This is a genomic window from Agarivorans sp. MS3-6 (assembly GCF_054112545.1).
Window position 1 is genome coordinate 1,156,133 of sequence record NZ_CM134202.1, and the last position, 22,563, is coordinate 1,178,695.

At 44.7% G+C, this 22,563-nt stretch carries 24 protein-coding genes; 6 read left to right on the forward strand and 18 right to left on the reverse strand.

Annotated features, from left to right (window positions below; all coding sequences use genetic code 11):
• Nucleotides 1-10 precede the first annotated feature (10 nt).
• Nucleotides 11-1,009 (reverse strand): adenosine deaminase, encoded by a 999-nt coding sequence (add, locus tag ACVFI8_RS05320; RefSeq protein ID WP_457873261.1) that lies wholly within the window; start codon nucleotides 1,007-1,009, stop codon nucleotides 11-13.
• A 272-nt stretch (nucleotides 1,010-1,281) separates the two neighbouring features.
• Between add and ACVFI8_RS05325 the strand changes: the two genes are divergently transcribed.
• Complete coding sequence (locus ACVFI8_RS05325; RefSeq protein ID WP_457873262.1) at nucleotides 1,282-2,220, forward strand: aldo/keto reductase; 939 nt, start codon at nucleotides 1,282-1,284, stop codon at nucleotides 2,218-2,220.
• 213 nt (nucleotides 2,221-2,433) lie between these two features.
• Complete coding sequence (locus tag ACVFI8_RS05330) at nucleotides 2,434-3,447, forward strand: DUF1214 domain-containing protein (RefSeq protein ID WP_457873263.1); 1,014 nt, start codon at nucleotides 2,434-2,436, stop codon at nucleotides 3,445-3,447.
• A 55-nt stretch (nucleotides 3,448-3,502) separates the two neighbouring features.
• On the opposite strand, the gene ACVFI8_RS05335 is transcribed toward ACVFI8_RS05330, so the two are convergent.
• The 7 genes from ACVFI8_RS05335 to ACVFI8_RS05365 all read right to left on the reverse strand — a co-directional run bounded on the left by ACVFI8_RS05335 (nucleotide 3,503) and on the right by ACVFI8_RS05365 (nucleotide 10,198).
• Nucleotides 3,503-3,901 (reverse strand): MerR family transcriptional regulator, encoded by a 399-nt coding sequence (locus ACVFI8_RS05335; RefSeq protein WP_457873264.1) that lies wholly within the window; start codon nucleotides 3,899-3,901, stop codon nucleotides 3,503-3,505.
• 49 nt (nucleotides 3,902-3,950) lie between these two features.
• Nucleotides 3,951-4,526 carry a DUF4136 domain-containing protein gene (locus ACVFI8_RS05340; protein WP_457873265.1) on the reverse strand — a complete coding sequence of 192 codons (576 nt, stop codon included), beginning with the start codon at nucleotides 4,524-4,526 and terminating at the stop codon, nucleotides 3,951-3,953.
• A 94-nt stretch (nucleotides 4,527-4,620) separates the two neighbouring features.
• Nucleotides 4,621-5,250, reverse strand: coding sequence for a hypothetical protein (locus tag ACVFI8_RS05345; protein ID WP_248714496.1), 630 nt, complete (start codon nucleotides 5,248-5,250; stop codon nucleotides 4,621-4,623).
• A gap of 189 nt (nucleotides 5,251-5,439) precedes the next feature.
• Nucleotides 5,440-7,341, reverse strand: a complete 1,902-nt coding sequence (locus ACVFI8_RS05350) for a transglutaminase family protein (protein ID WP_457873266.1) — start codon at nucleotides 7,339-7,341, stop codon at nucleotides 5,440-5,442.
• Complete coding sequence (locus tag ACVFI8_RS05355) at nucleotides 7,338-8,318, reverse strand: hypothetical protein (protein ID WP_457873267.1); 981 nt, start codon at nucleotides 8,316-8,318, stop codon at nucleotides 7,338-7,340. Before ACVFI8_RS05355 ends, ACVFI8_RS05350 begins: the two co-directional genes overlap by 4 nt.
• A 2-nt stretch (nucleotides 8,319-8,320) precedes the next feature.
• Nucleotides 8,321-9,232, reverse strand: a complete 912-nt coding sequence (locus tag ACVFI8_RS05360; protein ID WP_248714493.1) for an AAA family ATPase — start codon at nucleotides 9,230-9,232, stop codon at nucleotides 8,321-8,323.
• Nucleotides 9,233-9,718: 486 nt separating this feature from the next.
• Nucleotides 9,719-10,198 carry a hypothetical protein gene (locus tag ACVFI8_RS05365; RefSeq protein ID WP_457873268.1) on the reverse strand — a complete coding sequence of 160 codons (480 nt, stop codon included), beginning with the start codon at nucleotides 10,196-10,198 and terminating at the stop codon, nucleotides 9,719-9,721.
• 542 nt (nucleotides 10,199-10,740) lie between these two features.
• Between ACVFI8_RS05365 and ACVFI8_RS05370 the strand changes: the two genes are divergently transcribed.
• On the forward strand, nucleotides 10,741-11,046 hold the full coding sequence (locus ACVFI8_RS05370) for a hypothetical protein (RefSeq protein ID WP_457873269.1): 306 nt from the start codon (nucleotides 10,741-10,743) through the stop codon (nucleotides 11,044-11,046).
• A gap of 297 nt (nucleotides 11,047-11,343) precedes the next feature.
• Here the strand turns inward: ACVFI8_RS05370 and ACVFI8_RS05375 are convergent, their stop codons facing one another.
• From ACVFI8_RS05375 to ACVFI8_RS05385, 3 genes are all read right to left on the reverse strand, one after another.
• Nucleotides 11,344-12,084, reverse strand: coding sequence for a PhzF family phenazine biosynthesis protein (locus ACVFI8_RS05375; protein WP_248714492.1), 741 nt, complete (start codon nucleotides 12,082-12,084; stop codon nucleotides 11,344-11,346).
• A gap of 125 nt (nucleotides 12,085-12,209) precedes the next feature.
• Complete coding sequence (locus tag ACVFI8_RS05380) at nucleotides 12,210-12,602, reverse strand: hypothetical protein (RefSeq protein WP_457873270.1); 393 nt, start codon at nucleotides 12,600-12,602, stop codon at nucleotides 12,210-12,212.
• 120 nt (nucleotides 12,603-12,722) lie between these two features.
• Nucleotides 12,723-13,136 carry a DUF6559 family protein gene (locus ACVFI8_RS05385; protein WP_457873271.1) on the reverse strand — a complete coding sequence of 138 codons (414 nt, stop codon included), beginning with the start codon at nucleotides 13,134-13,136 and terminating at the stop codon, nucleotides 12,723-12,725.
• 126 nt (nucleotides 13,137-13,262) lie between these two features.
• On the opposite strand from ACVFI8_RS05385, the gene ACVFI8_RS05390 reads away from it, so the two are divergent.
• Complete coding sequence (locus ACVFI8_RS05390) at nucleotides 13,263-13,586, forward strand: hypothetical protein (protein WP_457873272.1); 324 nt, start codon at nucleotides 13,263-13,265, stop codon at nucleotides 13,584-13,586.
• 785 nt (nucleotides 13,587-14,371) lie between these two features.
• Here ACVFI8_RS05390 and ACVFI8_RS05395 read toward each other — a convergent pair.
• Nucleotides 14,372-15,001, reverse strand: coding sequence for a hypothetical protein (locus tag ACVFI8_RS05395; RefSeq protein ID WP_457873273.1), 630 nt, complete (start codon nucleotides 14,999-15,001; stop codon nucleotides 14,372-14,374).
• 120 nt (nucleotides 15,002-15,121) lie between these two features.
• The gene (locus ACVFI8_RS05400) at nucleotides 15,122-15,646 is read right to left on the reverse strand and encodes an SMI1/KNR4 family protein (protein WP_457873274.1); all 525 of its coding nucleotides are present in this window, start codon (nucleotides 15,644-15,646) and stop codon (nucleotides 15,122-15,124) included.
• A 412-nt stretch (nucleotides 15,647-16,058) separates the two neighbouring features.
• Between ACVFI8_RS05400 and ACVFI8_RS05405 the strand changes: the two genes are divergently transcribed.
• On the forward strand, nucleotides 16,059-16,397 hold the full coding sequence (locus tag ACVFI8_RS05405) for a cytosolic protein (RefSeq protein ID WP_457873809.1): 339 nt from the start codon (nucleotides 16,059-16,061) through the stop codon (nucleotides 16,395-16,397).
• A 232-nt stretch (nucleotides 16,398-16,629) separates the two neighbouring features.
• On the opposite strand, the gene ACVFI8_RS05410 is transcribed toward ACVFI8_RS05405, so the two are convergent.
• The 5 genes from ACVFI8_RS05410 to ACVFI8_RS05430 all read right to left on the reverse strand — a co-directional run bounded on the left by ACVFI8_RS05410 (nucleotide 16,630) and on the right by ACVFI8_RS05430 (nucleotide 21,029).
• Nucleotides 16,630-17,856 (reverse strand): hypothetical protein, encoded by a 1,227-nt coding sequence (locus ACVFI8_RS05410; protein WP_457873275.1) that lies wholly within the window; start codon nucleotides 17,854-17,856, stop codon nucleotides 16,630-16,632.
• A 389-nt stretch (nucleotides 17,857-18,245) separates the two neighbouring features.
• Nucleotides 18,246-18,503 (reverse strand): CBU_0592 family membrane protein, encoded by a 258-nt coding sequence (locus tag ACVFI8_RS05415; RefSeq protein ID WP_248714487.1) that lies wholly within the window; start codon nucleotides 18,501-18,503, stop codon nucleotides 18,246-18,248.
• A 219-nt stretch (nucleotides 18,504-18,722) separates the two neighbouring features.
• Entirely contained in the window at nucleotides 18,723-19,679 is a 957-nt protein-coding gene (locus ACVFI8_RS05420) for a S1 family peptidase (protein ID WP_457873276.1), read from the reverse strand.
• 159 nt (nucleotides 19,680-19,838) lie between these two features.
• Nucleotides 19,839-20,660, reverse strand: a complete 822-nt coding sequence (locus tag ACVFI8_RS05425; RefSeq protein ID WP_457873277.1) for a DUF4037 domain-containing protein — start codon at nucleotides 20,658-20,660, stop codon at nucleotides 19,839-19,841.
• 96 nt (nucleotides 20,661-20,756) lie between these two features.
• On the reverse strand, nucleotides 20,757-21,029 hold the full coding sequence (locus ACVFI8_RS05430) for a DUF2960 domain-containing protein (RefSeq protein WP_248714484.1): 273 nt from the start codon (nucleotides 21,027-21,029) through the stop codon (nucleotides 20,757-20,759).
• A 398-nt stretch (nucleotides 21,030-21,427) separates the two neighbouring features.
• On the opposite strand from ACVFI8_RS05430, the gene ACVFI8_RS05435 reads away from it, so the two are divergent.
• The gene (locus tag ACVFI8_RS05435; RefSeq protein ID WP_457873278.1) at nucleotides 21,428-22,555 is read left to right on the forward strand and encodes an efflux RND transporter periplasmic adaptor subunit; all 1,128 of its coding nucleotides are present in this window, start codon (nucleotides 21,428-21,430) and stop codon (nucleotides 22,553-22,555) included.
• Nucleotides 22,556-22,563 lie beyond the last annotated feature (8 nt).

Consider the following 22,563-nt stretch of genomic DNA (forward strand, 5'->3'; position numbering starts at 1 on the left):
GCAGTAACAATTAGCGAGTAGCAGCTTTTTCGCGTAGACCTTGGCGGGTATGCTCACTAATAAATGCCATTTTTAAACCATTGCTTTGCAGCTTAGCGATTTGCTCGTCGCCGAAGCCTAGCTGTTCTCGCGCAATCCGGTACTCATCGGGTAAATCTATCGCCGAGACCCCAGGATCATCGGTGTTCAAGCTGGCACGAATACCATGCTCTAAAAAGCGTTTAAGCGGGTGTTGGCTTAAGTCTGGCGTGGTATTGGTTTGAAAGTTAGATGACAAACACGACTCCACTCCAATTTTGTGTTTGGCCACATAATCAATTAAAGCCGGATCGTCTGCAATTTTAACCCCATGGCCAATTCGAGTCGCGCCCAGTTCACGAATGGCCTGCCAAACACTCTCAGGGCCGGCAGCTTCACCGGCATGCACTGTAATCCCAAAACCGGCATCACGTGCGCGCGAAAACTGCTCTACAAATAAATCACCGGGTTTACCTAATTCATCACCGGCTAAATCTACCGCGACAATGTGATCACGAAAAGCCATACAAGCTTCTAATTCTTTACTGCAACTTTGTTGGCCAAAAGTACGGCTCATAATGCCAATTAAGTTCACTTGCACATCATGTTTTGTCATCCCGCGGCGCACACCTTCGATCACTGCTTCAACGACCCCTTCAGGATTTAGTTTGTGGCTCATTGCCATGTAACCAGGGCTAAAGCGTAATTCAGCATAATCAATTTTTGCGGTCACTAAATCGGCGACATTTTCTTCAGCCACACGGGCGCAAGCCTCGTAATCACCCAGTACGCTAACACCAAAATCTAACTTAGATAAAAAGGCGACAAGATTAGGTTCTTGTTTAGTGATCTGCACATGCGGGATCAAGGCTTCTAAGCTAGTGGCGGGTAAGGCAACGTTAAATTTTCTGCCCAACTCAAGAATAGTTTCAGCCCGAATGGTGCCATCTAAGTGGCGGTGTAAATCAGTCACTGGATATTGTTTTAACATAGGAGCTCCTGCATTTTTTATATTTATTTTAGTTGGCTCAGTGTAGTCAGCAGTGGCCGCTGTTCCAACCAAGATTAACTCAATTGGGCAGTGCTTTTTCAATTAGTTTCCCGCTTTATTTAATCCTAGCCGAATATGTTGGCAGTTGACGATTATTCCCGGTAACTCTAGCTGTGGTTTTTCTTTTCGCCTAGCGCTTGACTTGGACTTAACTCCAAGTTTTACACTCACTATTCCATCATCAATATTTAACCCGCTTAATAGGAGTGACCATGGAATTGGTACCATTAGGAAACAGTGATTTGCAGATTACTCGCATCGGTTTAGGCGCTTGGGCAATGGGGGGACTTTGGCAATGGGGCTGGGGAACTCAACAAGACCAAGACTCTATCAATACCATACAACACGCCTTATCTTTAGGCATAAATTGGATAGATACCGCGCCAGTCTATGGCCATGGGCATAGCGAAAAAGTAGTAGGCCGAGCGATTAAAGGCTTAAGCACTAAACCTCTTATTTTTAGTAAATGCGGCTTTAACTGGGATCAACACAATAACATTGAACCTTGCTTAAAAGCCGCCAGCATCAAAGTAGAAGTCGAACATAGCTTAAAACGCCTACAGGTAGACACCATCGATTTATACCAAATTCACTGGCCAAACCCAGCCGAAGACATTGAAGAGGCTTGGCAAGCCATGGTCGAGCTACAGCATCAAGGTAAAATACGCTATTTAGGTGTGTCTAATCACTCAGTAGAGCAAATGGAAAGCCTACAGAAAATAGCCCCTATCAGTTCAATCCAGCCCCCTTACAGCTTAATTAACCGTGATTGTGAAGCCCAATTACTGCCTTACTGCCAGCAACATAATACCGGGGTGATTTGTTACTCTCCGATGGGATCGGGATTACTGACAGGAAAAATGACCCGAGAGCGAATAGCCGCCTTAGGGGAGGATGATTGGCGAAAAACAGCCGATGCTTTTAACCCTCCTCAACTTAACCATAATCTAAACATTGTAGAAGCGCTCAAGCAAGTCGCGACCAAACATCAAGCATCTGCTGGCGAAGTCGCCATCGCATGGACGCTAAAACACCCTGCTATTACCGCCGCTATAGTAGGTATGCGCACTCCAGAACAAGCCGATGGCGTGATAAGAGGCGCTAGCCTGCAGCTTGATGCTGAAGATATAGACCTCATTGAATCGGTTTAAACAGACTTCAACAACCCTGCTTGGTCACCAGTGGCATGCTATCCTTACCGCTATTAAGCTTCACCCTTAATCAACTTAATAGTCAGAGCTGATACTTTTACTCGCAAGCGCCGCCTAGTTAGGCAGATTAGATCTATCATTTGTTACTTAACTAGGCGTTTAGCGCCAAGGTATGTGGCGGCTATTAATCTTAAACACTAAGGATAAAAGAGTATGAAAAGGACTAACAAAGTATCATTTCCGCTAGGGATATTTTTGTTAACGCTAGCAACAAGCTCATCGGCCGCAGAAACAGTAACCGTCGATAACTTTGTTCGCGCTGAAACAGACATGACCTTTAAGCGCTATGAAACAACGGGTGGCTTTGGCAAATTTGCGCATATCCGACAGCCTACCCCACTCGATAAGCAAGACGTGATCCGGATGAATCAAGATACCCTCTATTCGATTGGGATTTTTGATTTAACCACCCCCGTCACAATTACTAAGCCAACAACAGAGCGTTGGCAATCTATGATGATAGTGAGTCAGGATCATTCTATTCCTGCTGCAATCTATAAGCCTGGCTCGTATACACTCACTCAACAAGAGATTGGCACCCGCTATGTCGGTGTGATATTCCGCACCCTAGTGAACGCCAGCGATGCCAATGATATAAAACTGGCAAATGCGGTTCAGGATCAAATAGTCGTGAAGCAGGAAAATTCAGGCTCGCTTGATCTGCCAGAGTGGGACGAAGAATCACTGTCTAAGGTGCGTGACGCCATCAACGTGCTTGCTGCGACGCTAAGTGATACCTCAGGAATGCTGGGAGAAAAATCTAAGCTTAACCCTATTCATCATTTGCTTGGAACAGCAATGGGCTGGGGCGGCAACCCCAAAGAAGACGCTATTTATGTCAATGTTGTACCAGAAAAAAACGATGGAAAAGTTAATTACGCGCTAACGGTGAAGGATATTCCGGTCGATGGCTTTGCTTCGATCACGGTATACAATAAAGAGGGCTTTATGGAAAAGAACTCTCTGGGCATTAATTCACTTAACAATTTAACGGCTACCCCAAATAAAGACGGCGGTGCGACCATTCATTTTGGTGGCTGCTCGGATGACCGGGTAAACTGTATCCCCATCACCGATGGCTGGAACTACATTGTTCGCTTGTATCAACCCAAAGCAGAAATCCTCGATGGTAGTTGGACATTCCCAGCCCCCAAACCTGTGGAATAACTAAGCCCGTATTTGCCTTAAAGCAGGCCTTATTTTAAGGCTCAAACATTAAGCATTACTTAATAGTGATGCTTAATTCTCGGCCATCTTGATAGTGCTCAATTTTGCGTTGCACATGCTCAAGGTTGTTATTTAGACAGGCAATTTTTTGCTCGGTTTGCTGCTTATGCTCAAGTAATAACTGCAAGCGTTGAGGTTCGGTCTTTGGGCCTTCAGCCAGCATGTCGCGATATTGTTTAATGGTGTCGAGTGACATTCCTGTAGACTTTAAACACACAATAAACCGCAGCCAATCGATGTTTTTGGAACTGAAGCGGCGATGGCCACTGGGCGAGCGGTTAATGTTAAACAGTAGCCCCTTTTTCTCATAAAAGCGCAGAGTATCACTGCTTATTCCTGCCAGTTCGGCGGCCTGCTTTACACTAAAGCTATGGGGTGTTTGATCCTTTTCCATATCGGGTGTCCTATTTGTAGCCCCTCTCTTAAGCGCTGCGCTTAGCTGCCTAGCGCTGAGGAATATGCTGTAACATACGAGAAACGCCGCGCTCAATAGTTAGTTTACGTTCATCTAACGGTTGATGTTTAGCAGCCATCCCTTGACCGAGTACTCGCCAAAATGGTCCCGTTTCTAGGCTATAAAATAACGCCACCAACATAGAGCCTTTTTGATACAAAGCGGGGTCAACATCGTTGCTAGACATCCCCGCCATTAACCCTGCTCGCTCTAGTATTTGTTGGTCACTCATTTCTGATTCAAGCGCCGCGCCAAAGCCAATAAAAAAGTCTGGTTGCTGATTGGCATTCACTTGAATATAGCCTTTTTCACTCATCACCTTGGCAATGCTTTTGCGCATTTCACTCAGCAGTAAGGCTTCGTTTTCTGCCTTTTTTAAATGTGCTTTGATCAGGCTAGGGTGCCAAGCGTAACGCCCCTTTGAGTTTTGTAAGTAACTCGTATCGCCGCTTACCACCGTAGTAGACCGTTTTTCCGGCGCGCCTGCTTGCTCTGACGATACACAGCCAAACAACCCCGCTAATAAAATAGCTACAAACAAAAACGGCAATGGTTTCAAACGCATATTCAAGTGACCTAAGAGTAAATAGAAGGGCTACCCTATCATAAAATTTAACGTAGATTGATCGGATTTAGGCTTGGCCTCAACATATCGCTTATTACGATGATTGACTAATTGTGTATTCAAATAAGTCTTGGTTATCGGCAGATTTTTTAAAGCCCATTTTAATAAGATACTGTTGATGGCTGCGCACAGCGCTATAACTGAGCAGTTTATTCGCCCCTAGAGCCTTAAAAAATCCAGAGTGATGGTAGAGAAAGTCACCCGTTTTAAAGTCTCGATATGCAGTGAAGACGTAATCGAGCTTCACTTCAAAATCTTGCTGGTGTTGCTTACCCACCAATATTCCCGCAGGCTCACTATTTCGCATTAGCATGTAACAACGTTGTCCAAATACACTATTAGCAGAAAACTGAGGGAAGTACTGCTCTATATCAGATTGGTAGTGCTCTATCCAAAAGCGCAGCAAGGGGCTACTGGCTTCTACTTCAATCAATTTAAATTGGTGTTTGCTGCGATAAATTCCCTGCAAGTAGTAAATATTGGCAAATACAATAAATAAGTTTAACAAGGCCACTGGCATGGCGCCAATAACAAAGCCATAGGCGGAAAACAGCGCCGCTCCCACCATATTCAACCAGCGCAATTTCACAATTGAATTCATGGTTAATGAGATAGCGACCACTACCGATGCCAAGTAACCAAACCACTCTATCCAGTCCATCATAATCTCCATACTACTGATGTTTTTATTGCCGCTCACTTTACGAGCGAAGCGGCAATTAATCTGGTTAGATCAAGCAAAAAAGCAAAATAAACAGCATTTTTAAGTAAAAATAACCAAATGTGTTGTTATTTTTACTCACTAGAGAGACCACTAGGTTAATTGAGTTTCAGAAGCGGATAATACTGCCGCTCAGCGCTGATAACGCTGTTGGTTATAACGCAATATGGCGAGTTTTAAGGCGCTAGATCGCTGCGGGACTTGCCGCTCAACACGCTCAGAAAATGCCGCCAAACTCTCACCTTTCTCGCGGGAGATGCCATGTCGAGCAAGCCACCAGCATTGCCACTTTAAGGCTAAAACGTATTTGCTTGGCACCCGCCATAACCAAGGTTTAGCCAACAGTAAAGCGCTCGTCATTACGCCAAGTAGTAACATTGCTCCTGTTAGCATCAACAAAGAGGTACCCGGTAGCCAAGCCAGCAATTGCGAAAACAAGCTAAGCTGGCGATCTTGGTCAAAGTTAAGCACCCATTTAGCCCACCAGTAATCTGCTTGAGCCATCCACAGCCTAAGTTCATTCAAACCTTGTGAATGCCAAAGCCGTTGACCCCAAGAGCTGATATTTTGCCACTGTTGGGCGGTAGCTTGGCTTTGTTGCAAGCTACGCTCTACCCTGTCAGGCGCAATCCATGCGGTAGGATCTAAGCGTATCCAACGCTTACCGTTCCAATACTCCATCCAAGCATGTGCGTCATAATTACGCACCGCTATAAGCTGATCGGCTTGCTCCCACTCGCCACCTAAAAAGCCGGTCACCATGCGGGCCGGAATGCCTTGCAACCGCGCTAATACCACAACACTCTGCGCGTAGTGCACGCAAAAACCTCTTTGCTGTTCCAGTAAGAAGCGATCTATTCCCTGCAAGCCAGGATAAGCCGGAGGGTTTAAGGTATAGGAGAATTGTTGTCCCAAAAACCAAGCTTCAACTCTGCTCATGGCCTGTTCGGCATAGCCGGCGGAGCGAGAGTCAAGGCCTTGATTAAACTGTTCACTTAAGGCGACTACCTCTGGCGTAATCCCCTGCGGCAAGCGACTTAAAAAATGTAACTCTGCTGCCGCTGGATTAGGCTCTTGCTCATTCGCGGCTTGAAACTGAGTGAAGTTAAGAATTTGCCGAGGAAAACTTTCACCGCTGCGCTGCCAGCTTTTATCCGCCTTATAGTTTGCCCCACCGCTACGCAGCTGACTAGGGGTTAAGGTGGCCAGCCAAGCTTGGTTGGCGGGTTCCAGTAACAACTGGTACTGATTAATGGCAGTCGCGTTATCAGGCTTAAAAGCGATGTTTTGCTGAGCCAGTTGACTGCGTGTCCATTGCTCGCCGTCAAACATGTCTAATACCATCGCTCGCCAATAAAGCGCATCGCGCTTTGGCGCACGGCTAAACTCAGCCCGAAATACTAACTTGTCAGAACGAATAAGCTGGCTAATATCACCGGGACGAACCACATCAGATAAACCCGTTTGGGCGCTGCTCGGGGTGGGCATTTTCCATAAAGGGGCTAAGCGTGGTGCCACCACAAACAACGCCACTGCTAAGGGAGCAATGGCCAAAACCCATATTGCTAACTTCTTAAGCCAAGTGGCATTAAGCTTAACATCTAAACTTAATAGTAATAGTAAGTGCATAAATGCCACTGCCGACACGATCAGCGCGGCTAAGGGGCGGCTGGAAAACACCAACGAGAACGCCAATAAAAAGAGACCGGTTAAGGCGAATATTTCTACGTCACGGCGCTTATGTAATTCAATGTATTTTAGGCTATAACCTAGCATCACTAAGCTAACCAGCTTATCGAATAACTCCACCGAGCGGCTTAACCACAGCGTGAGGGCAATTAAGCTAACCAGTAACAACTTAACCCAACGAGGTTTAGGTAGCGAGGCTAAACCTTTAACGACCCGTAAACGCCACCAGCCAGCCAGCGCGCCAACCAATACCAGCAGCCATGGCAACTGCGGCAATAACACTAATGCCGTGGCCAAATAACACAACAGCGACAAACGAATATGCGCAGCACTAAGATTATTCATCGCAAGTACGGAGCCTCTGCTAATAAACTTAAGGCTTGCCGTTGATGCGCCACGCCGCTACCGGTTGCCAGTTGTTGCGCTCCCACCTGTAAACTAAAGCTTTGTTGCTGTTGTGCTAGTTGACGAACCCAAAATGTTAGCACCGACAAGCTTTGCTCGTAATTCAAGCCACTGTGTAGCCGATCAGTTAAATGTAAATCTAGCCCTGGGTTTCCGGTAAACGCCTTAGATTGTAAACCGCGACCAGCGGCAAATTGCTTCCACGCCAATAAGCTTTTACGCTCTCCAGCTCGATAAGCCTTTAGCCCTGCAAACTCACTTTGTTGCTGGTTGTCATTAGCGCCTTGTTCAATATCATGTTCTTCGGATCGCTCTTGAGCAGGACATATATAACCAGCGAGTGGCGCAGGGTAAGCAATCACTTCACTGTTAAAATCGGCCACCGTCCAACAGCGAAACAACCCTAAAGGGAAAACACTGGCAATAGCGATACGCGGTAATGCCACTCGCCCCCGTTTACTCACGGCTAAATCTACAGCTATTTGCCCATCTAAATGCTGGCTAGCCTGCTCGTTTGGCCACAGTTTAAGTGTGGCGGTAACGGCATTAGGCCACTGGCCGTTTGGTTTTTCTAAAGACAATAACAAACGTAAGGGCCTATCGCATTGACCTTCAGGCCGCTGCACAACACTCACCCTACAGCCCGAAAGGTTTTGATGACATAACAGTAAACACAGCAGCCACAGCGCTAACAGCCACAACGCTAAGGCTAGAATGAGGTTATTTTGATAGTTGCTTCCCATCATCAGCATAACAATTAAGCCAATCAGAAAACTCCAGCCAAAGCGACTGGGTAAAATAAACAGGTTTTTACGGTGCAGCGTCAAGCTGCTGCTAGCAGGAATACGCCGCGCTAACCAGGCTTGAGTGCGTAAACCTTGCCATTGCTTCAATGTTGTTAAGCCAGGTACCTTCATGTTTAGCTCAAATCGCCATAGGGGTCGACATCGGCCAAAATTTGCTTTGCATAGGCTTCGCCGCTATCACCGCGGCCTAAACGGTGGGCACTCACTGCACTAAATACCGCTTGCACATCTTCAGGCGAAACATGCTGTTGATGATGCAAAAACGCCCACGCTTTAGCACACGCCAATAGGGTTAAACTACAGCGTGGTGATAAAGGGTTTGCCCCCTCTAATACGCGGCTACAGTGAATTAAACGCAACAGATAATCTAATAAAGCATCACTACAATGCAGCTGTTCTGCGGCGTGTTGCAGTTGCAATAATTGTTCAATAGGTAAGGCAACCAGCGAACTTGCGGTGTGTTTAGGTCGTTTCAACATCGCCAATTCAGATTTAAGGTCAGGAAAGCCAATGCTTAAACGCATAGCGAAGCGATCTAACTGCGATTCAGGTAAATCAAAGGTGCCCAGTTGCTCACGCGGGTTTTGCGTAGCGATGACAAAAAAGGGAGATTCCAATGGATAACTTTGGCCATCGGTACTCACTTGCTGCTCTTCCATCGCTTCTAATAACGCGCTTTGGGTACGCGGGCTGGCGCGGTTCAATTCGTCGGCTAAGACCAAGTGATTAAAAATGGGCCCAGGATGAAAGCGAAACTGCTGCGTGGGTGGCTCAAAAACCGATACACCAATAATGTCAGCAGGCAATAGGTCACTGGTAAATTGGATCCGCTGAAAGCTTAAACCAAAGCCGGCGGCCAACCACTTAGCTAAACTGGTTTTACCCGCGCCGGGTAAGTCTTCAATCAATAAATGGCCAGAGGCCAATAAACAACTCAACGCTAAGCGCAGCGCTTTAGGTTTACCTAATAACTGCTGCTCAAGATATTGACACAGTGGTGCTAATTGAGGATGTATTTGATTCATATAAGTAAACACCTAGCTTTTAATAACACTAGCATACAAAGCTTTTATCTGTTTGGGCAGCATTTGTACGCCATGTGATGCGCTTTTTGGCTTCCGACCACACTGCCAGCGATAATCATGGCCAAACCAATCAGAAATACCGATATAAATTTTAGCGGCGTTACCCACCCAACAGCTTACCAAGCAAGGTTATGCCACAAGCCGCTTAAAGATGTTTTACTAATTAAGTAGGCAAATACCATGCGAAAACGGGCGGTTTTATCTGTTGTAAGGTTAGGCAAAGAAATACGGCGAAGATCTGAATATGTGATAACAGAGCAGCGAATACGCTGGGCAATTAACGCGTTTCGCGGGTTGAAGCACTCTGCGGGACTCAAAGATTTATGAGGGGATCCTCCAGCGCCCGCTTAAACTGTGAGTGAACGTGTGCCATGTTTGAGCGAAGCGAGTTCGGCACGCGTTTGCGAATAAGATTTAAAGCGTTTGTTAGCTTTTATTTTTAAGTGCAGATGCTGATATTACGCGTCTACAGCTATCCACAACCCCATCTTTATTTTTTGTTTTCAAAGTATCATTGGTTAGGACTATAACTTCTTGCTCAGAATGCAATAACGATGGTTGGTTTACAGCATCTCTTATTATTTTGAGTTCTTTCTCAGCCTGTGAGTTCTTCGGGATAACATCAATATTTGTTATATCCGTGGTTAATTTTTTGTTGTCTAAAGACCATGAACCATCAACATATAAGTCAAACTCCACAATACCACCCGTAGCATCCGTTTCAGTGATTGAGTTTGCCACCCCTTTAAAACTACCATCAGGTGAATAAAGACTTAGTGCGTCGAGCCATGAAACAGGCAATACTGACCCACACTTCCAAGCTCCAAGTAATTGGTCTGAATTCGCGAAAGCCCCAAATGAAGTTGCCATTAGGGTAAGCAATAAAAGAGATCTAATAATCTTCATACATTTCCGTATATTTGACGACTCTACAGATAAAAGCTAACGCTTTTATAACCGGCGAAATTGCGCGCCAGCGTGATTGAGTCCAAGCCCACTGCACGAAGTGCAGGTCTTTGGGCTGCGGTTCATAAACTTGTTACTGGGCATTTAGTAGTGCCCTTATAGCCAATGGTAAAGCTACCAACATTAAGGGTAGAAAACCAAATATTTTCTTGATAGTAGATGAATACCCAATACCGATATTCCTATTAGGCCCAACCAAGCTGGTGAAGTAAAAAGCATCAACATTGCCTCTCCTTCAAGAAGCTCGTGCCTACCAGGATTACCAGCAGAAAAATGATATTTTATTGACCAATAATAAATACATGCAACTGATACTAAAGACAGCGACATTAAAATTGAGTAGTACTTATTCAGGTTAATCATCTTTGCCTAGTAGACATAATGATCCCCTAGTGAAAGTGCCGACCTCCTGCGTTTATCGTGGGTTAGTCAAACTAGCGCCACACTGTTAGATGCAAGTCATAACAGAACAGGAGCTCGACATGTCTACATCTAGCACATTTTTCATAGGACTAGATGTTCACAAAGAAACCAAAGATGCCGCTTATTGTGTTGATAATTCGAGAGATGAGCCTGTGTTCCACGGCACCATTCCCACCAATGTTCGTTCTATCAACAAACTTATCAAAAAATACAAAGGCTTGGCTAGTCATCTTTGTGTGGTTTATGACGCAGGGCTTTTTACATTGGGCTGCTGTTGCTGCAATACTTATCGCGATCCAAACCGACAACAACGCGACCCGGCCATGCCCTTGCTGCCAACACCCCATGCACTGCACTGGCCTTAGCCGAACGAGCTAGCCGAAAGGCGAAAGGCGAAAGGCGAAAGGTGAAAGGTGAACAGTATAAGGAGAATGGCAGGGCTTAACGCGAGGATGAAAAAACACACAAAATAACAACTTAGCACTACGCCAAACGGGTAAGGGCTTAACGCCGTTGACCCCGTCTTAGCCAAACTCGCCTTGCGAAAACTAACAAGGCCTTGGCCCCGCCAACATCAACACCGTAATTTACTATAGAAGGGAGCATCGGGCTTGTTCAACACCCGAATAAGGTGTCGGCTGCGCGACACCTATTCTTATTTGTTAAATGGCTAATTGTCGTAGCTTTGCATTTGCTAACAACGCAATTGAATCACCTGAAATACGCCGTACGCCAAAATAACCACCTGACGACGAAAGTTGATGTACATGAAGTGAATCTGAGTCAAGCCTGTCAAACCAATATGGAGCTAAAGAGCATTGAGCTGAACCAGTTGCCAGATCTTCAGGTATACCAATTTTGGGCGCGAAATACCTTAAGACATACCCATTTTCACCATTCGCAGCTGTCACGATTAAAGCATGGTACTTGCTAAGCTGTTTAAAGCGCATTTGATCAGGCTGAAAACGTCTTACAGATTCTATAGAAGGTAAGACTAAAACTAAGTCTCGAGTTGAAAACACCTCAATAGCATCAGCAGCTAAGTGCGATATTTCTGGTGGAACGCTACATGTTTCACCTTTCCAGCTAGGCAACTCAAGAGTGTATACATCGTTCTTTTTAGCAATTGAGACGTCCCCGTATTTGCTACTAAAAAGTACACTATCGAGTTTGTACTTAGAGATGATTGCAGCACCAGCCCCTAAGCTTCCATGTCCGCATAGGTTAATTTCTCCATCCAGTGCAAACCAGCGAATGTGAAATTGTCCATTAATTTTTATAACAAAAGAGGTAACCGGTAGCCCTGCTTCACACGTTATTTTCTGTAACTCTTCATCAGAAAGCCAACTATCAAGCTCTAATACACCACAAGGGTTACCAGAAGCCGATTCACCACCAAACACATCATATATATCTAATTGGATAACCCACCATCCTCGATTGCAATTTCACGGCTTGCGAAGCCAGTCCCGCGAGGCTGCGCTTTTCAGCGGCCGGAGTGAATTTGCGCAACTTGTTATACGTTTTTTCAACAAGCTAGTTTTCCATTTGAATATATCTCAAGCTTTTTGGCAACCCTGGCGGATACAATTAACTCTGTAAAAAGATGATGAGTATAAAAGTCATGAGAAATGATTTTTACTTTATATCCAAACAAATAGCGTTTTTTAGTAAACTCTAATTCATGTATGTCAAGTAATAAGCTGAAGCTTGGGAAGCCACCAATAATTCCTAGCTGTGTTTCACCAACAATAAAATGTACTGGTTGTGGTTCATCATCAACTCGAACAAAGCCAAAGAACTTTTCTCCTGAAAACTCACCTAAAGCATCGTATGTTGGAAGCTTGGGGCTGTGTCGATACCAATGTACAAACGAACCAAGACCTCCAACTATCGGCAACAAAAAATATAAATAATCCAAGTTCTACCTCAATGCTTCTAAGACGTGTAACGCTGTAAACAGGGGCAAAGGCGGCTCGCCGCGTTGTGGCCTTTTGTCCACGCGAGGAGCGCAGCGACGAGTGCTTGCTGATTAGCCTTGTTAGAAGCCACTGTCACCGCCGCCACCATCAAATGAGCCTCCGTCCGAAGGATAGCCAGCGCCGCCGGTTGAATAAGCCTCAATTGAGGGGGCTCCACTGTACTCTCCCTCACCACGAATTGTAGCCAACCCAAGCTCAACGGCGACTGTATTGATTTCACGCCTGAGCTCTAGATAAAGCTCATACCCTGACTCGGGTTCAGCATCAGATTCCAGATCTTCAAGAGTGAAGCAGAACAGCGCAATGGCACTCGGAATAAGTGACTCGTCCAGTTCAGCCTTTGCCGCGACATGTTGAACTTGTTCAAGGGAATACTGAACCTTGTGGCCATATTCCGAGGAAAGCGTGGGGTACAAGTTGCAGTGAAGGCGTTCAAGTGCCCTCTTTAACCGCTTTTGTTCGCTATTAAACATATTCTTCCGTGGCTTCTAGACATAATGATCCTCAGGTGAAAGTGCCGACCTCCTGCGTTTATCGTGGGTTAGTCAAACTAGAGCCACACTGTTAGATGCAAAGTCTTAACAGAACCGGAGATAAACATGTCTACATCTAGCACGTTTTTTATTGGACTAGATGTTCACAAAGAAACCACTGATGTCGCTTATTGTGTTGATAATTCGAGAGATGTGCCTATTTACCATGGCACCATCCCCACCAATATTCGTTCTATCAACAAACTTATCAAAAAATACAAAGGCTTGGCTAGTCATCTTTGTGTGGTTTATGACGCTGGGCTTTTTACATTGGGCTGCTGTTGCTGCAATACTTATCGCGATCCAAACCGACAACAACGCGACGCGACCCGGCCATGCCCTTGCTGCCAACATCCCATGCACTGCACAGGCATAAGCCGAACGAGCTAGCCGAAAGGCGAACAGTATAAAGATAATGGCAGGGCTTACCATGAGGATGAAAACACAAAAAATAACCACTTAGCACTACGCCAGACGGGTAAGGGCTTAACGCCATTCACCCCGTCTTAGCCAAACTCGCCTTGCGAAAACTAACAAGGCCTTGGCCCCGCCAACATCAACACCGTTATTTACTATAGAAGGGAGCATCGGGCTTGTTCAACACCCGAATAAGGTGTCGGCTGCGCGACACCTATTCTTATTCGTTATAACACCGGAACTTAACCAATCTTGGTTAACATAATTTCCTGTAACTCCTGCCTTGTGCCGTTTTACCTCCAACCTTTACCCCAATAATTACCCAGAGTGCAGCATAAAGGTATGAGGTTCTAAGTAACCACATAGCTAACCGCTGTTTGTCTTCTCTTATCCAGTACTTCACCATTCTTTTGGGAGTAGTTGCAAAGAACCGCTGCGACTTAGCACTAACGGGATTACCACAAAAAACCGATAGAACCCCAAGCCCAAGCCAATTAACAATAAAAAGCACCGTAAGTATTTGTGCAACCAATTCTGTATACATAGCAACTAACCCAGCAAGTCATAAAACGTATAACAAAGCACCGAATCTAAATGTATAGTTGCCTTTTCCAGCCTCAAGATCCCACCAAAAACTGAGTCTTCGATTACCACAACTAAGGTTCAGAATTTAGGTGTTATAACGGCTCACTCAGGCGCTCATTTTGTGTAGTGTTTTTGTGCAATAATTTGGAGCTTGCGACACCTATTCTTATTCGTTATGTGCTTATTTCACATGGCACTAAAATGTTTAACTGCTCATCTGGCAAATAAGTAACTTTTAAGCAGGTTAAACTCCAGACGCCATTTTTTAGTTCAGCCTTGAACTCTAATACACCATATCCAAGTTCACCAGCGATGTCGTATTGCATATGAGCAGAATCAGGGGGGAGTTGCTGCATTGGAGCTGAATCAGATGGTTTGTATTCCTTGATACTGCCTTCAATTAAATCGACGCTAAAAGGAACTCCTATATTTTTTTGAATGGCTTCTGATTTCTCTAGAGTACTCAGTGCCAATATAGTTGCACCTGATTCATTAAAAGCTTTAAATACAGGAAAAGAAAGTGCTGCCACATAAATAAAGGATCCAACAAACAATATACCTGCCGATACAGACCACCTTCTTTGAGAGCTTTTAAACTCTTCAATACTACTCCATTGATTGTTTTCCCAAGCCCATTCATTACCTTTAAAACCCAAAACAAATGGCATGATTATGTTTACAAATGGCACCAAAACCCAAAGTGAACGATAAGTTCTAAAGCGAACCCCCCAAATACAACAAAAAATGAATGCACCCCAGTTCCAGCCTTTTATCTGCTCCGGTACTTCTTTCTTAACCTGCATCAGCTCAAGACTCCTTATGGCACATAACGCCGCAAACAGGGGCAAAGGCCAGCGGCTCGCCGCGTTGTGGCCTTTGTCCACGCGAGGAGCGCAGCGACGAGTGCTTGCTGATTTGCCTTGTTAGCCAGCACTTTCAACCGCCGTGTACATTTCCAACCACTCGCGAAATGAAGCTGCTACTACTTCGACTGACGCAAAGTCATGGTCGAAAACCAAAACAGAAGTGACATTCCCATCGCAGCACTCATTTCGCTTAAACAGAAATGGGTTGCCCATGCAGTCGCTCGCAAAAACCATGTAGCCTTTAGGCATACCAGCATTCTCATAAGCCAAAGTAGCCTCACGTACAGATTCGACTTGCTCAAACTGTTGAATATCAAAAATGTCGAGTTCTAGATCAGTTATGGCATCCAGTAGAGCCGGCGTATGTGGCAAGCCATACCTGGTAACGAATTCTACGTAGTCAGCCGGCAGCTTTATTCCGAAATCTTCTTCAAGCGAAACGATGGCGCTCTTCTCGACAGGAGCTCCGGAATCTTTGCTGGCCCACTTAGCGACAAATTGTGAAAAGGTATCTGATTGCACCGCTATTTTCCCTGTGATGGCTAACAACTTATTAAGAGGAAAAATTCCTTGTTTAAACAAGGAATTTTTCCTCTTATCATACATTTGATAAAAACAAGGTTATCACCTTTCCTAAGCTTTATCAGCCACCTAGCTCTAAAAATAACAAAAACATCAGCATGAAAGTATGCAATCACTTGCAGAAAGTAGGAATTGCAAAAGCACTGTGTAAAATCACAGCGTTTTGTCCACTAAAGTAGAAAAATTAAGGGTACATAGGTTTATTAAGAGTAGTTTTGAGGGAGCGGTAACGCGTGATGGGGCATAAACGAGTCAGTAGCCCCTAGCCCACTTCTGGACAAAAGCGTGTTTCAAGTTAACCTAGTGAATGTCTGTAAACGGCTCAGAATTACCGCCTTTAGCAACTAAATCTCTACTACGTTCGGCCCCTGATAGTGATAAAATATCCGCATCAGAATTACCGAGAAACCCTATGTTTATCCATCATGTTAACGGCATCGACTGGCTGGTGATTACAGCTTTTGAAGAACTGAAAACTATATTTATCGAAGACGCCGGTGCGATCCCCTTTTGCTTCTCTACCGCTAGCGAATTAAACCTGATTGATCAAGCCAAGCGCACTTATGGATATTTGCCTACACTCAGCGGCGTAATCACCGATACCGGCACGTTTCAAAGCAAGGATAACGAAGAAGAGTTGAACCCACAGCTTGCCTGCCTCGTTGTGGGGCGTGGTCGGGTGTTTATCTATTGCGGCGGCTTTGTGGCTTTTGTGGATGACGAGCAAACCTTTATTACCCGAATGGACTGAAAATTATTCAGTAAGTTGAAATCGGCGAATGGGGATCCCTAGCCGTTCATCGGCAAGCGTTTCGTTTATTAACTGGATGAGGTAAGGCAAAACCTTCCCATAAAACAGGGGGTTGGGAGCTGTTGGTCTTTACTCACTTTTTGTATCGTTTGCCTAATAGCTGTTGCATTGATAATAAGCCACCGACGCTATTTGCTTGGCGATGGCTTAGTATTGGCTGATTGTCTGTCATCTAGTTGCTTATAAAGAGACCTGTCAGTCCCTCTATAGATATATTCTCTTCATTGATGACGAAGGTTGATGCAACATCAGTTCGGTTAAAAATGGCGTAACCTTTTTCAAACGCTTTGTAACTGATGCCTTCCGATACTTCAACTCGTTCTCCAGTGGGTTTACCCAAGTCTGTATGAAAAATGTCGTAATACTCGTGTGAGTGAATATTTTGGTCGGGATACAAGATGTAGCCATTGTCTGCAATGACCAATGCCATTGCTGTAAACAGTGCGGCTAGCTGAATGTTGTCATCACTTAAACGCTCTTCATAACCCCCTATGTTCCACGGTTCTAGCGCAATCACTTTTAACCCACTGAGACTTCCATTCCAATACTCAATAACAGCTTCCATTTCTTCGATTGAATTGGGGCCATCAACCTTATAGGTAGGGTAGTGACTATCGGTTGTTGGTTTCCACAACTCTAGGAATACGCCAGATAGGTATTCCGCTGAAGGGTCATTAACGGCCCAGTTTGTATTGCCCATAATGATGAAGTCATCATTCACCGCTTCTCGTATTTTTCGTGCAATATCAACGCGAGCCTGCTCAACCTCTTCATCGGTGAACAGATCGTCTTCATCCCCAGAGCCGCGCCCGTCAGCACCATTATGCCACCAGTCAAATAACACGCCGTTTCCACCATCGGCTTGAATATTCAGCGCTTTCTCAACCAAGCCATCATGTAGGTTGCTATCAAGGATATTGAGGTTATAGGCGCGCCCCCAAAGGTCATCACCATTTTCATGTGGTTGGAAAAGTTCATCCATGTAATATGACGTATTTGGATCTAAGGTATTCCACTGCTCAAACCAATAATTCCACATAGGCGCTACGATAAACAGGGTATTTGCATCTGTGGTGTAGCGCTGTATTTGTTCAGAACTCATGCCACTTAAAGGGCTCGCCACATTTGTTTTACCACCACTGTTCATTCCGTGGCTTTCACGATTAACCCAAACCATCGCGTAAGGTGTGTCAGCGGTGTCACAGTCCATCCATAAGGTGCCTTGACCACAGGAACTAGTAGGGACTTCAGATGCTCCCCAAGGGGAAAATACCGGGACAGTAGGTTTATTGGCGACTTTTTCAGCGGTTGAGTAGCTTGTTGTACCTGATTCACCGCCTCCCCCACCGCAGCCAAACAGAAGTGCAAAACTCATAACAGCAAGAACCAAGTGTTTCATCTATGTGCTTTCCCTATAAAAATAGGATCACATTTAGCATCAATTATTGGGGTTTTATATTGCTTTAGGTCAATATAACTCGCATATCAACTATTTAAGCTGACCGACGTCGAGTATTAAACTTAACCAGTGAAAAACATGGCCTTGAGGGAACGTCTATATTTTCGCCACTGCTCACTGAGCTAATGATAAAGGTAATTTGCGCATTACTTGTTATAGCGAATGAAGTCTAAGGTTGATGTTTTGGCTTAGCGCCAGCATTGTGGCTTGATTAGAAGGGAAAGTAACAGCTAGGTGTTAAGCGATAGAAAAATGCAGAATAATAAAAAGAACTATTGCCCTTAAACACAACAATAGTTCTTATACCTAGCACTAATAGTGGTAACTATTTAGGCAATTGCCGGTTCTCTTTTAAGGTACTTAACGATGCCTACCACCGATGCGCCAATCCAGAATAGCTCGATAATAAAGCTGGCTAGATTAAAGTTAATGCATAAACTAATGAGCAGCAATATTGCTCCACTTAAGTTCATTAGGTTATAGGAAAGTTGTTTTGGGTTTAAACGCTCCAACTGTAAAAGGAAGAACGCACCAACCACAAGGGCAGTACCGAGTAAGCCTACAATGTCGGCAAATATACTTTGCATAAGATTCTCATTAACAAGCAAAAATGTTCGTCCAAATTGCTGGCCCAATCCATGGGGTGGACGCTCTCAACTGCATTGCAGCATTCCATGAGACAGCTTGTTAGCGGCATTAAAAATGCGGGCGTAATCTACCAGAAAACGCTCACCTATGCATGAATAATTTTTACGCAAAAAACACATTGCAACAATCTTTGTCTAACTCAATGATAAGCTAACAATTTAAGATCGGCGCACTCTACCAAGTAACAATAAAGCAATTAAACCAATACCGCCCAAGGCGCCACCGGCGCTTTCAGGCCGTGCGAGCGCTTCTCTTTGCGAACACAAGTTGGCGTCTAAACGCTCTTCCGCATTGGCGTTAATCACTTGATTTATCCACGGGGCTAACTGACCAACATCAGCATATACACCGGGCGCACCAGCACAACTGCTGGTGCCCCAGCTGACAATGCCAGCAAGTTTGTATTGCGAACCTTCATCAATCAACAATGGGCCGCCACTGTCACCCGAACATGAGTCTGCCACTGGGCTATCGGCACAAAACATTTGTGCACTTAATAGATCACTTCCGTAGACATCCTCACAAGCTGCTTGAGCCGTTAGGAATAAGTCGGCTTGTTGTAAGTTGTCCAAATACTCAGGATTATCGGGATCGTTATTCACCCTGCCGAAACCAATCACTCGCATACCAAAACCGGGGCTATAGTCGTCAAAAACGGCTTTTTGGTTAAACGAAATAGGAGTAACGCTGCTGGCTTGCGTTAAGCGCAGCAATACCAGATCATTGTCACCGGTAACTCGGTCAACGTGGTTGTCGGAAAAATCAACGTAATCTGGGTGCTGACAAACTTCGCTAACGCGCTCGCCGTCATTATCTAGATAAGAAAATACATCATCGCCTATTTTAAGCTTGATGGCTGAAGGTTGAACATGATGGCCCGCAAAATACTGATCAAAAGTACAATGAGCAGCACTAAGCACCCATTGTTCGTTGATCAACACCGCACCACAATAACTGCTGCCAGCTTTAAGCTGTGTCATCCATGGATACTCACCTTGAGAGGCATCTTCTCCGCCCACCACATAAGGGACAACTCGCTCTGTACTGGCTAAAGACAAGCCAGATGGGACAAGCAAAGCCGTTACCGCGAGAACTCGCCCTAAACCAGTTAACATCTATACATCCTTGTTTTTATTTTTTACAGTGCCTTATCTTCACATTAAAATTAATTAAATCAATAGTGTGAGATCAACCTAAGCAAAGAAAAGCGGCAAACTGTTATTCCAACCAACCAACAATAACTCACCAGTGGCCCCGCCCAATGCTTTGCCAGGCTAGTTGCCCGGTAGAGTAAAACCCGTCTCTTGCTGTATGCATTGTTGAAGCCCTTCAACTAGCTCTTTTAGGGTATCTAGTAAACTAGATTGCGCTTGGCCTATTTGGCTTAGTAGCAAATTAACATTCTTGACTAGATTAGCCGGGCGGATAGCACACTGTGACTCAGCGTATTGCAACATACGTTTTTCGCCAGGGTGCGGTACCGCGTTCACAGCAAAAAGAATGTCAAAATAACTCGCCAAAAATTCGGCACAACGATGATTTACACTCACCCTATCTTGGCGTTTCAAGGCCTTTTCTAGCTGATAATAATAGGCGGGGATCTGGCTAATTAATAAAGGAAAGTTTTTATCGATAACGGCTTGTTGTAGCGGGCTTGGATAAACTACCGAGAAGCGTTGTTGTAGCTGTTTGGCCCTCCCCTTAGCATCATACAATACCTTCGAGCTTAGCAAATTAGCCCAAAAACACGTGCTGTATCCTACCTTGGCTTGATGTTGCTCTACAACTGCCTGCAATTCTGTTTCTAAAAAGGCCAAGTCACGATAAATCAACTCAATGTCGATTCCATCAAGCAATACGCCATCATCTTCGGTCTCCCAAAATTGATTATTTAATTCCATGTATTGGCAATATTGGTCGCATATCCCTTGCCGTGTGGAAACATCTAAAGGAGCGTTAAGATAGATATAAACATCGTAGTCTGAATGCTCATCTGCTAAACCGGTGGCTCGAGATCCCGCTAATAAAATGGCCTCTACCTGTGGAAGCTGGGAAAATTGCTCCACCAAGGCAAAGAAATGGGCTGACTCTGTCATGAATAATGCTCAAATTAGGTGATATGATCACCATAAGCATTATTCAAACACATACCAGCGTGGTATATGCAAAAAGCGCTTTCAAGCAAACTTTCTTTAGTTGTTTTCGCTTTTTAGTTGCTCTTGCTCTTCATCTTTAAGGAAACGAATGTGGCTAAAGCCCATACGGGTAAAGCTTAACTCTCTATACTGCTTTATGGTGGCTTTGTCCCGCGTAGACATGGACAATTGTTTTTCCATCTCTAAAAAGTTTGAAATATCTACCCCTTCCGCAGCCGCCGCTGCTTCATACATATCGTGATATTTATCGAAAGAAAAGCTAATGACTTTCACTTGTTTTTTGTACTTATACGTAACTTGACGTGCCATAAAAACCTCTGCTGTTTGACAATGCGGCTAGATAATATAGTAAAGCGCAAATTGATGTTGTGTTTATTTAAAGGTGTTTGTCTGCATGCCACTAGATCACTGCCTAAGTAGCCCCTTTAACCAAAATAAACACAAAGCCTATATAAACCAAACCTCAATTCTGGCGAAAATAACCGATGCTATGCATCGCAATTTCTGAGGCTAAGTTTAACCGGTTACGGTGTATATTGAGCGCCTTAAAATATTTTAATAATTACTAAAATAATTTTGACGTCTAAAGAGGCGTTTCGCAAGGATAGCGTTCTAGTTAGCATCCGCCAACTTTACAAATTGCAGGGAGTATTTGGCACTCTTTCGACAACGAGTTCAGCAGTTTGTATAGTTTGAGGATAGTGTTAATGTTTTTTCCCCGTCTTAAATGGGTAGCCATAATCTCTGGGCTACTGCTACTTAGCGCTTGTAATTCAGCCGATGTACCTACTTCGCGGCCAGCGGCGAGCTTAGTAAATACAGAATCAGTAAAAAGCATTTTTTATGCGCCGTCTCAACAATTCATTGGCCGTATTGAAGCCTACAAGGACGTTGATATTCGCGCGCAAGTAAGTGGTTACTTACTTGAAAGATACTTTGAAGATGGACAAATGGTCAAACAAGGTCAAGTTCTTTACGATATTGACCCAACCCGCTATCAAGCCGCTGTAGCGCAAGCTAAAGCCTCTCTTGCCCAAACCAAAGCCAACTTAACCAATGCGCAAATAAACTGGCAGCGTGCTAGTAGGCTGTTACCACAAAAAAACATCAGCCAATCTGAATATGATCGTTTAACCGCAGAGAAGCTCTCTAGCGAAGCGCAACTTGAAGCGGCCGAGGCGCTACTCAGCGCTAGCTTAGTTGATTTAAAACATACCCGTATTGTCGCGCCATTTGATGGTCGCATAGGTCAAAGCGAAGTGAGTCAAGGTGACTTAATTGCTAACAGCAACGGGCGTTTAACCAATTTGGTTAGCCTAAATCCAATTCGTGCCAGCTTTAAAGTCTCTGAGCGAGAGCGCTTAAACATGGGCTTAGACCAAGTAGACGCCCACTCTAGTGCCCAAACAGAAACAGCAATAGTGCAGTTAAAAATTAGTGATGAACGCATTTACGCCCACAAGGGGCAATTAGATTTCATTGATAACCGAATCGACTTAAATACCGGCACCATTGGCATCAGCGCTAAGTTTGCCAACCAGCAACAGCAATTACTGCCGGGCCAATATGTCGAAGTGCAGCTCACCAGCCACGCCTCTGTATCAGCCTTAGTTATCCCTCGTAGAGCGGTACAAAGTGACTTAGAGGGTGAATTTGTGATGCTAGTGAGTGAGCAAGGTACTGCCGAGCGACGCAATGTCAGCATTGGCCCAGTGCTTGAGCAAGGTGTAGTGATTACCACAGGCTTAAAAGGTGATGAACAAGTGATTACCGCCGGATTGCAACGCATACGCCAAGGCGTTCCGGTTCAAGTTGTTGAACCACAGGCCGGATAATAGGAAAA

Excerpts from the sequence above, each read along its gene's own strand:
- ACVFI8_RS05385 (WP_457873271.1), bottom strand. The coding sequence starts at position 13,136 with ATGTTTAATAGCGAACAAAAGCGGTTAAAGAGGGCACTTGAACGCCTT.
- ACVFI8_RS05370 (WP_457873269.1), top strand. The coding sequence starts at position 10,741 with ATGTCTACATCTAGCACATTTTTCATAGGACTAGATGTTCACAAAGAA.
- ACVFI8_RS05435 (WP_457873278.1), top strand. The coding sequence starts at position 21,428 with ATGTTTTTTCCCCGTCTTAAATGGGTAGCCATAATCTCTGGGCTACTG.
- ACVFI8_RS05415 (WP_248714487.1), bottom strand. The coding sequence starts at position 18,503 with ATGCAAAGTATATTTGCCGACATTGTAGGCTTACTCGGTACTGCCCTT.
- ACVFI8_RS05335 (WP_457873264.1), bottom strand. The coding sequence starts at position 3,901 with ATGGAAAAGGATCAAACACCCCATAGCTTTAGTGTAAAGCAGGCCGCC.
- ACVFI8_RS05430 (WP_248714484.1), bottom strand. The coding sequence starts at position 21,029 with ATGGCACGTCAAGTTACGTATAAGTACAAAAAACAAGTGAAAGTCATT.
- ACVFI8_RS05360 (WP_248714493.1), bottom strand. The coding sequence starts at position 9,232 with ATGAATCAAATACATCCTCAATTAGCACCACTGTGTCAATATCTTGAG.
- ACVFI8_RS05355 (WP_457873267.1), bottom strand. The coding sequence starts at position 8,318 with ATGAAGGTACCTGGCTTAACAACATTGAAGCAATGGCAAGGTTTACGC.
- ACVFI8_RS05345 (WP_248714496.1), bottom strand. The coding sequence starts at position 5,250 with ATGATGGACTGGATAGAGTGGTTTGGTTACTTGGCATCGGTAGTGGTC.
- add (WP_457873261.1), bottom strand. The coding sequence starts at position 1,009 with ATGTTAAAACAATATCCAGTGACTGATTTACACCGCCACTTAGATGGC.
- ACVFI8_RS05405 (WP_457873809.1), top strand. The coding sequence starts at position 16,059 with ATGTTTATCCATCATGTTAACGGCATCGACTGGCTGGTGATTACAGCT.
- ACVFI8_RS05350 (WP_457873266.1), bottom strand. The coding sequence starts at position 7,341 with ATGAATAATCTTAGTGCTGCGCATATTCGTTTGTCGCTGTTGTGTTAT.
- ACVFI8_RS05390 (WP_457873272.1), top strand. The coding sequence starts at position 13,263 with ATGTCTACATCTAGCACGTTTTTTATTGGACTAGATGTTCACAAAGAA.
- ACVFI8_RS05340 (WP_457873265.1), bottom strand. The coding sequence starts at position 4,526 with ATGCGTTTGAAACCATTGCCGTTTTTGTTTGTAGCTATTTTATTAGCG.
- ACVFI8_RS05395 (WP_457873273.1), bottom strand. The coding sequence starts at position 15,001 with ATGCAGGTTAAGAAAGAAGTACCGGAGCAGATAAAAGGCTGGAACTGG.
- ACVFI8_RS05325 (WP_457873262.1), top strand. The coding sequence starts at position 1,282 with ATGGAATTGGTACCATTAGGAAACAGTGATTTGCAGATTACTCGCATC.
- ACVFI8_RS05365 (WP_457873268.1), bottom strand. The coding sequence starts at position 10,198 with ATGAAGATTATTAGATCTCTTTTATTGCTTACCCTAATGGCAACTTCA.
- ACVFI8_RS05330 (WP_457873263.1), top strand. The coding sequence starts at position 2,434 with ATGAAAAGGACTAACAAAGTATCATTTCCGCTAGGGATATTTTTGTTA.
- ACVFI8_RS05420 (WP_457873276.1), bottom strand. The coding sequence starts at position 19,679 with ATGTTAACTGGTTTAGGGCGAGTTCTCGCGGTAACGGCTTTGCTTGTC.
- ACVFI8_RS05425 (WP_457873277.1), bottom strand. The coding sequence starts at position 20,660 with ATGACAGAGTCAGCCCATTTCTTTGCCTTGGTGGAGCAATTTTCCCAG.
- ACVFI8_RS05410 (WP_457873275.1), bottom strand. The coding sequence starts at position 17,856 with ATGAAACACTTGGTTCTTGCTGTTATGAGTTTTGCACTTCTGTTTGGC.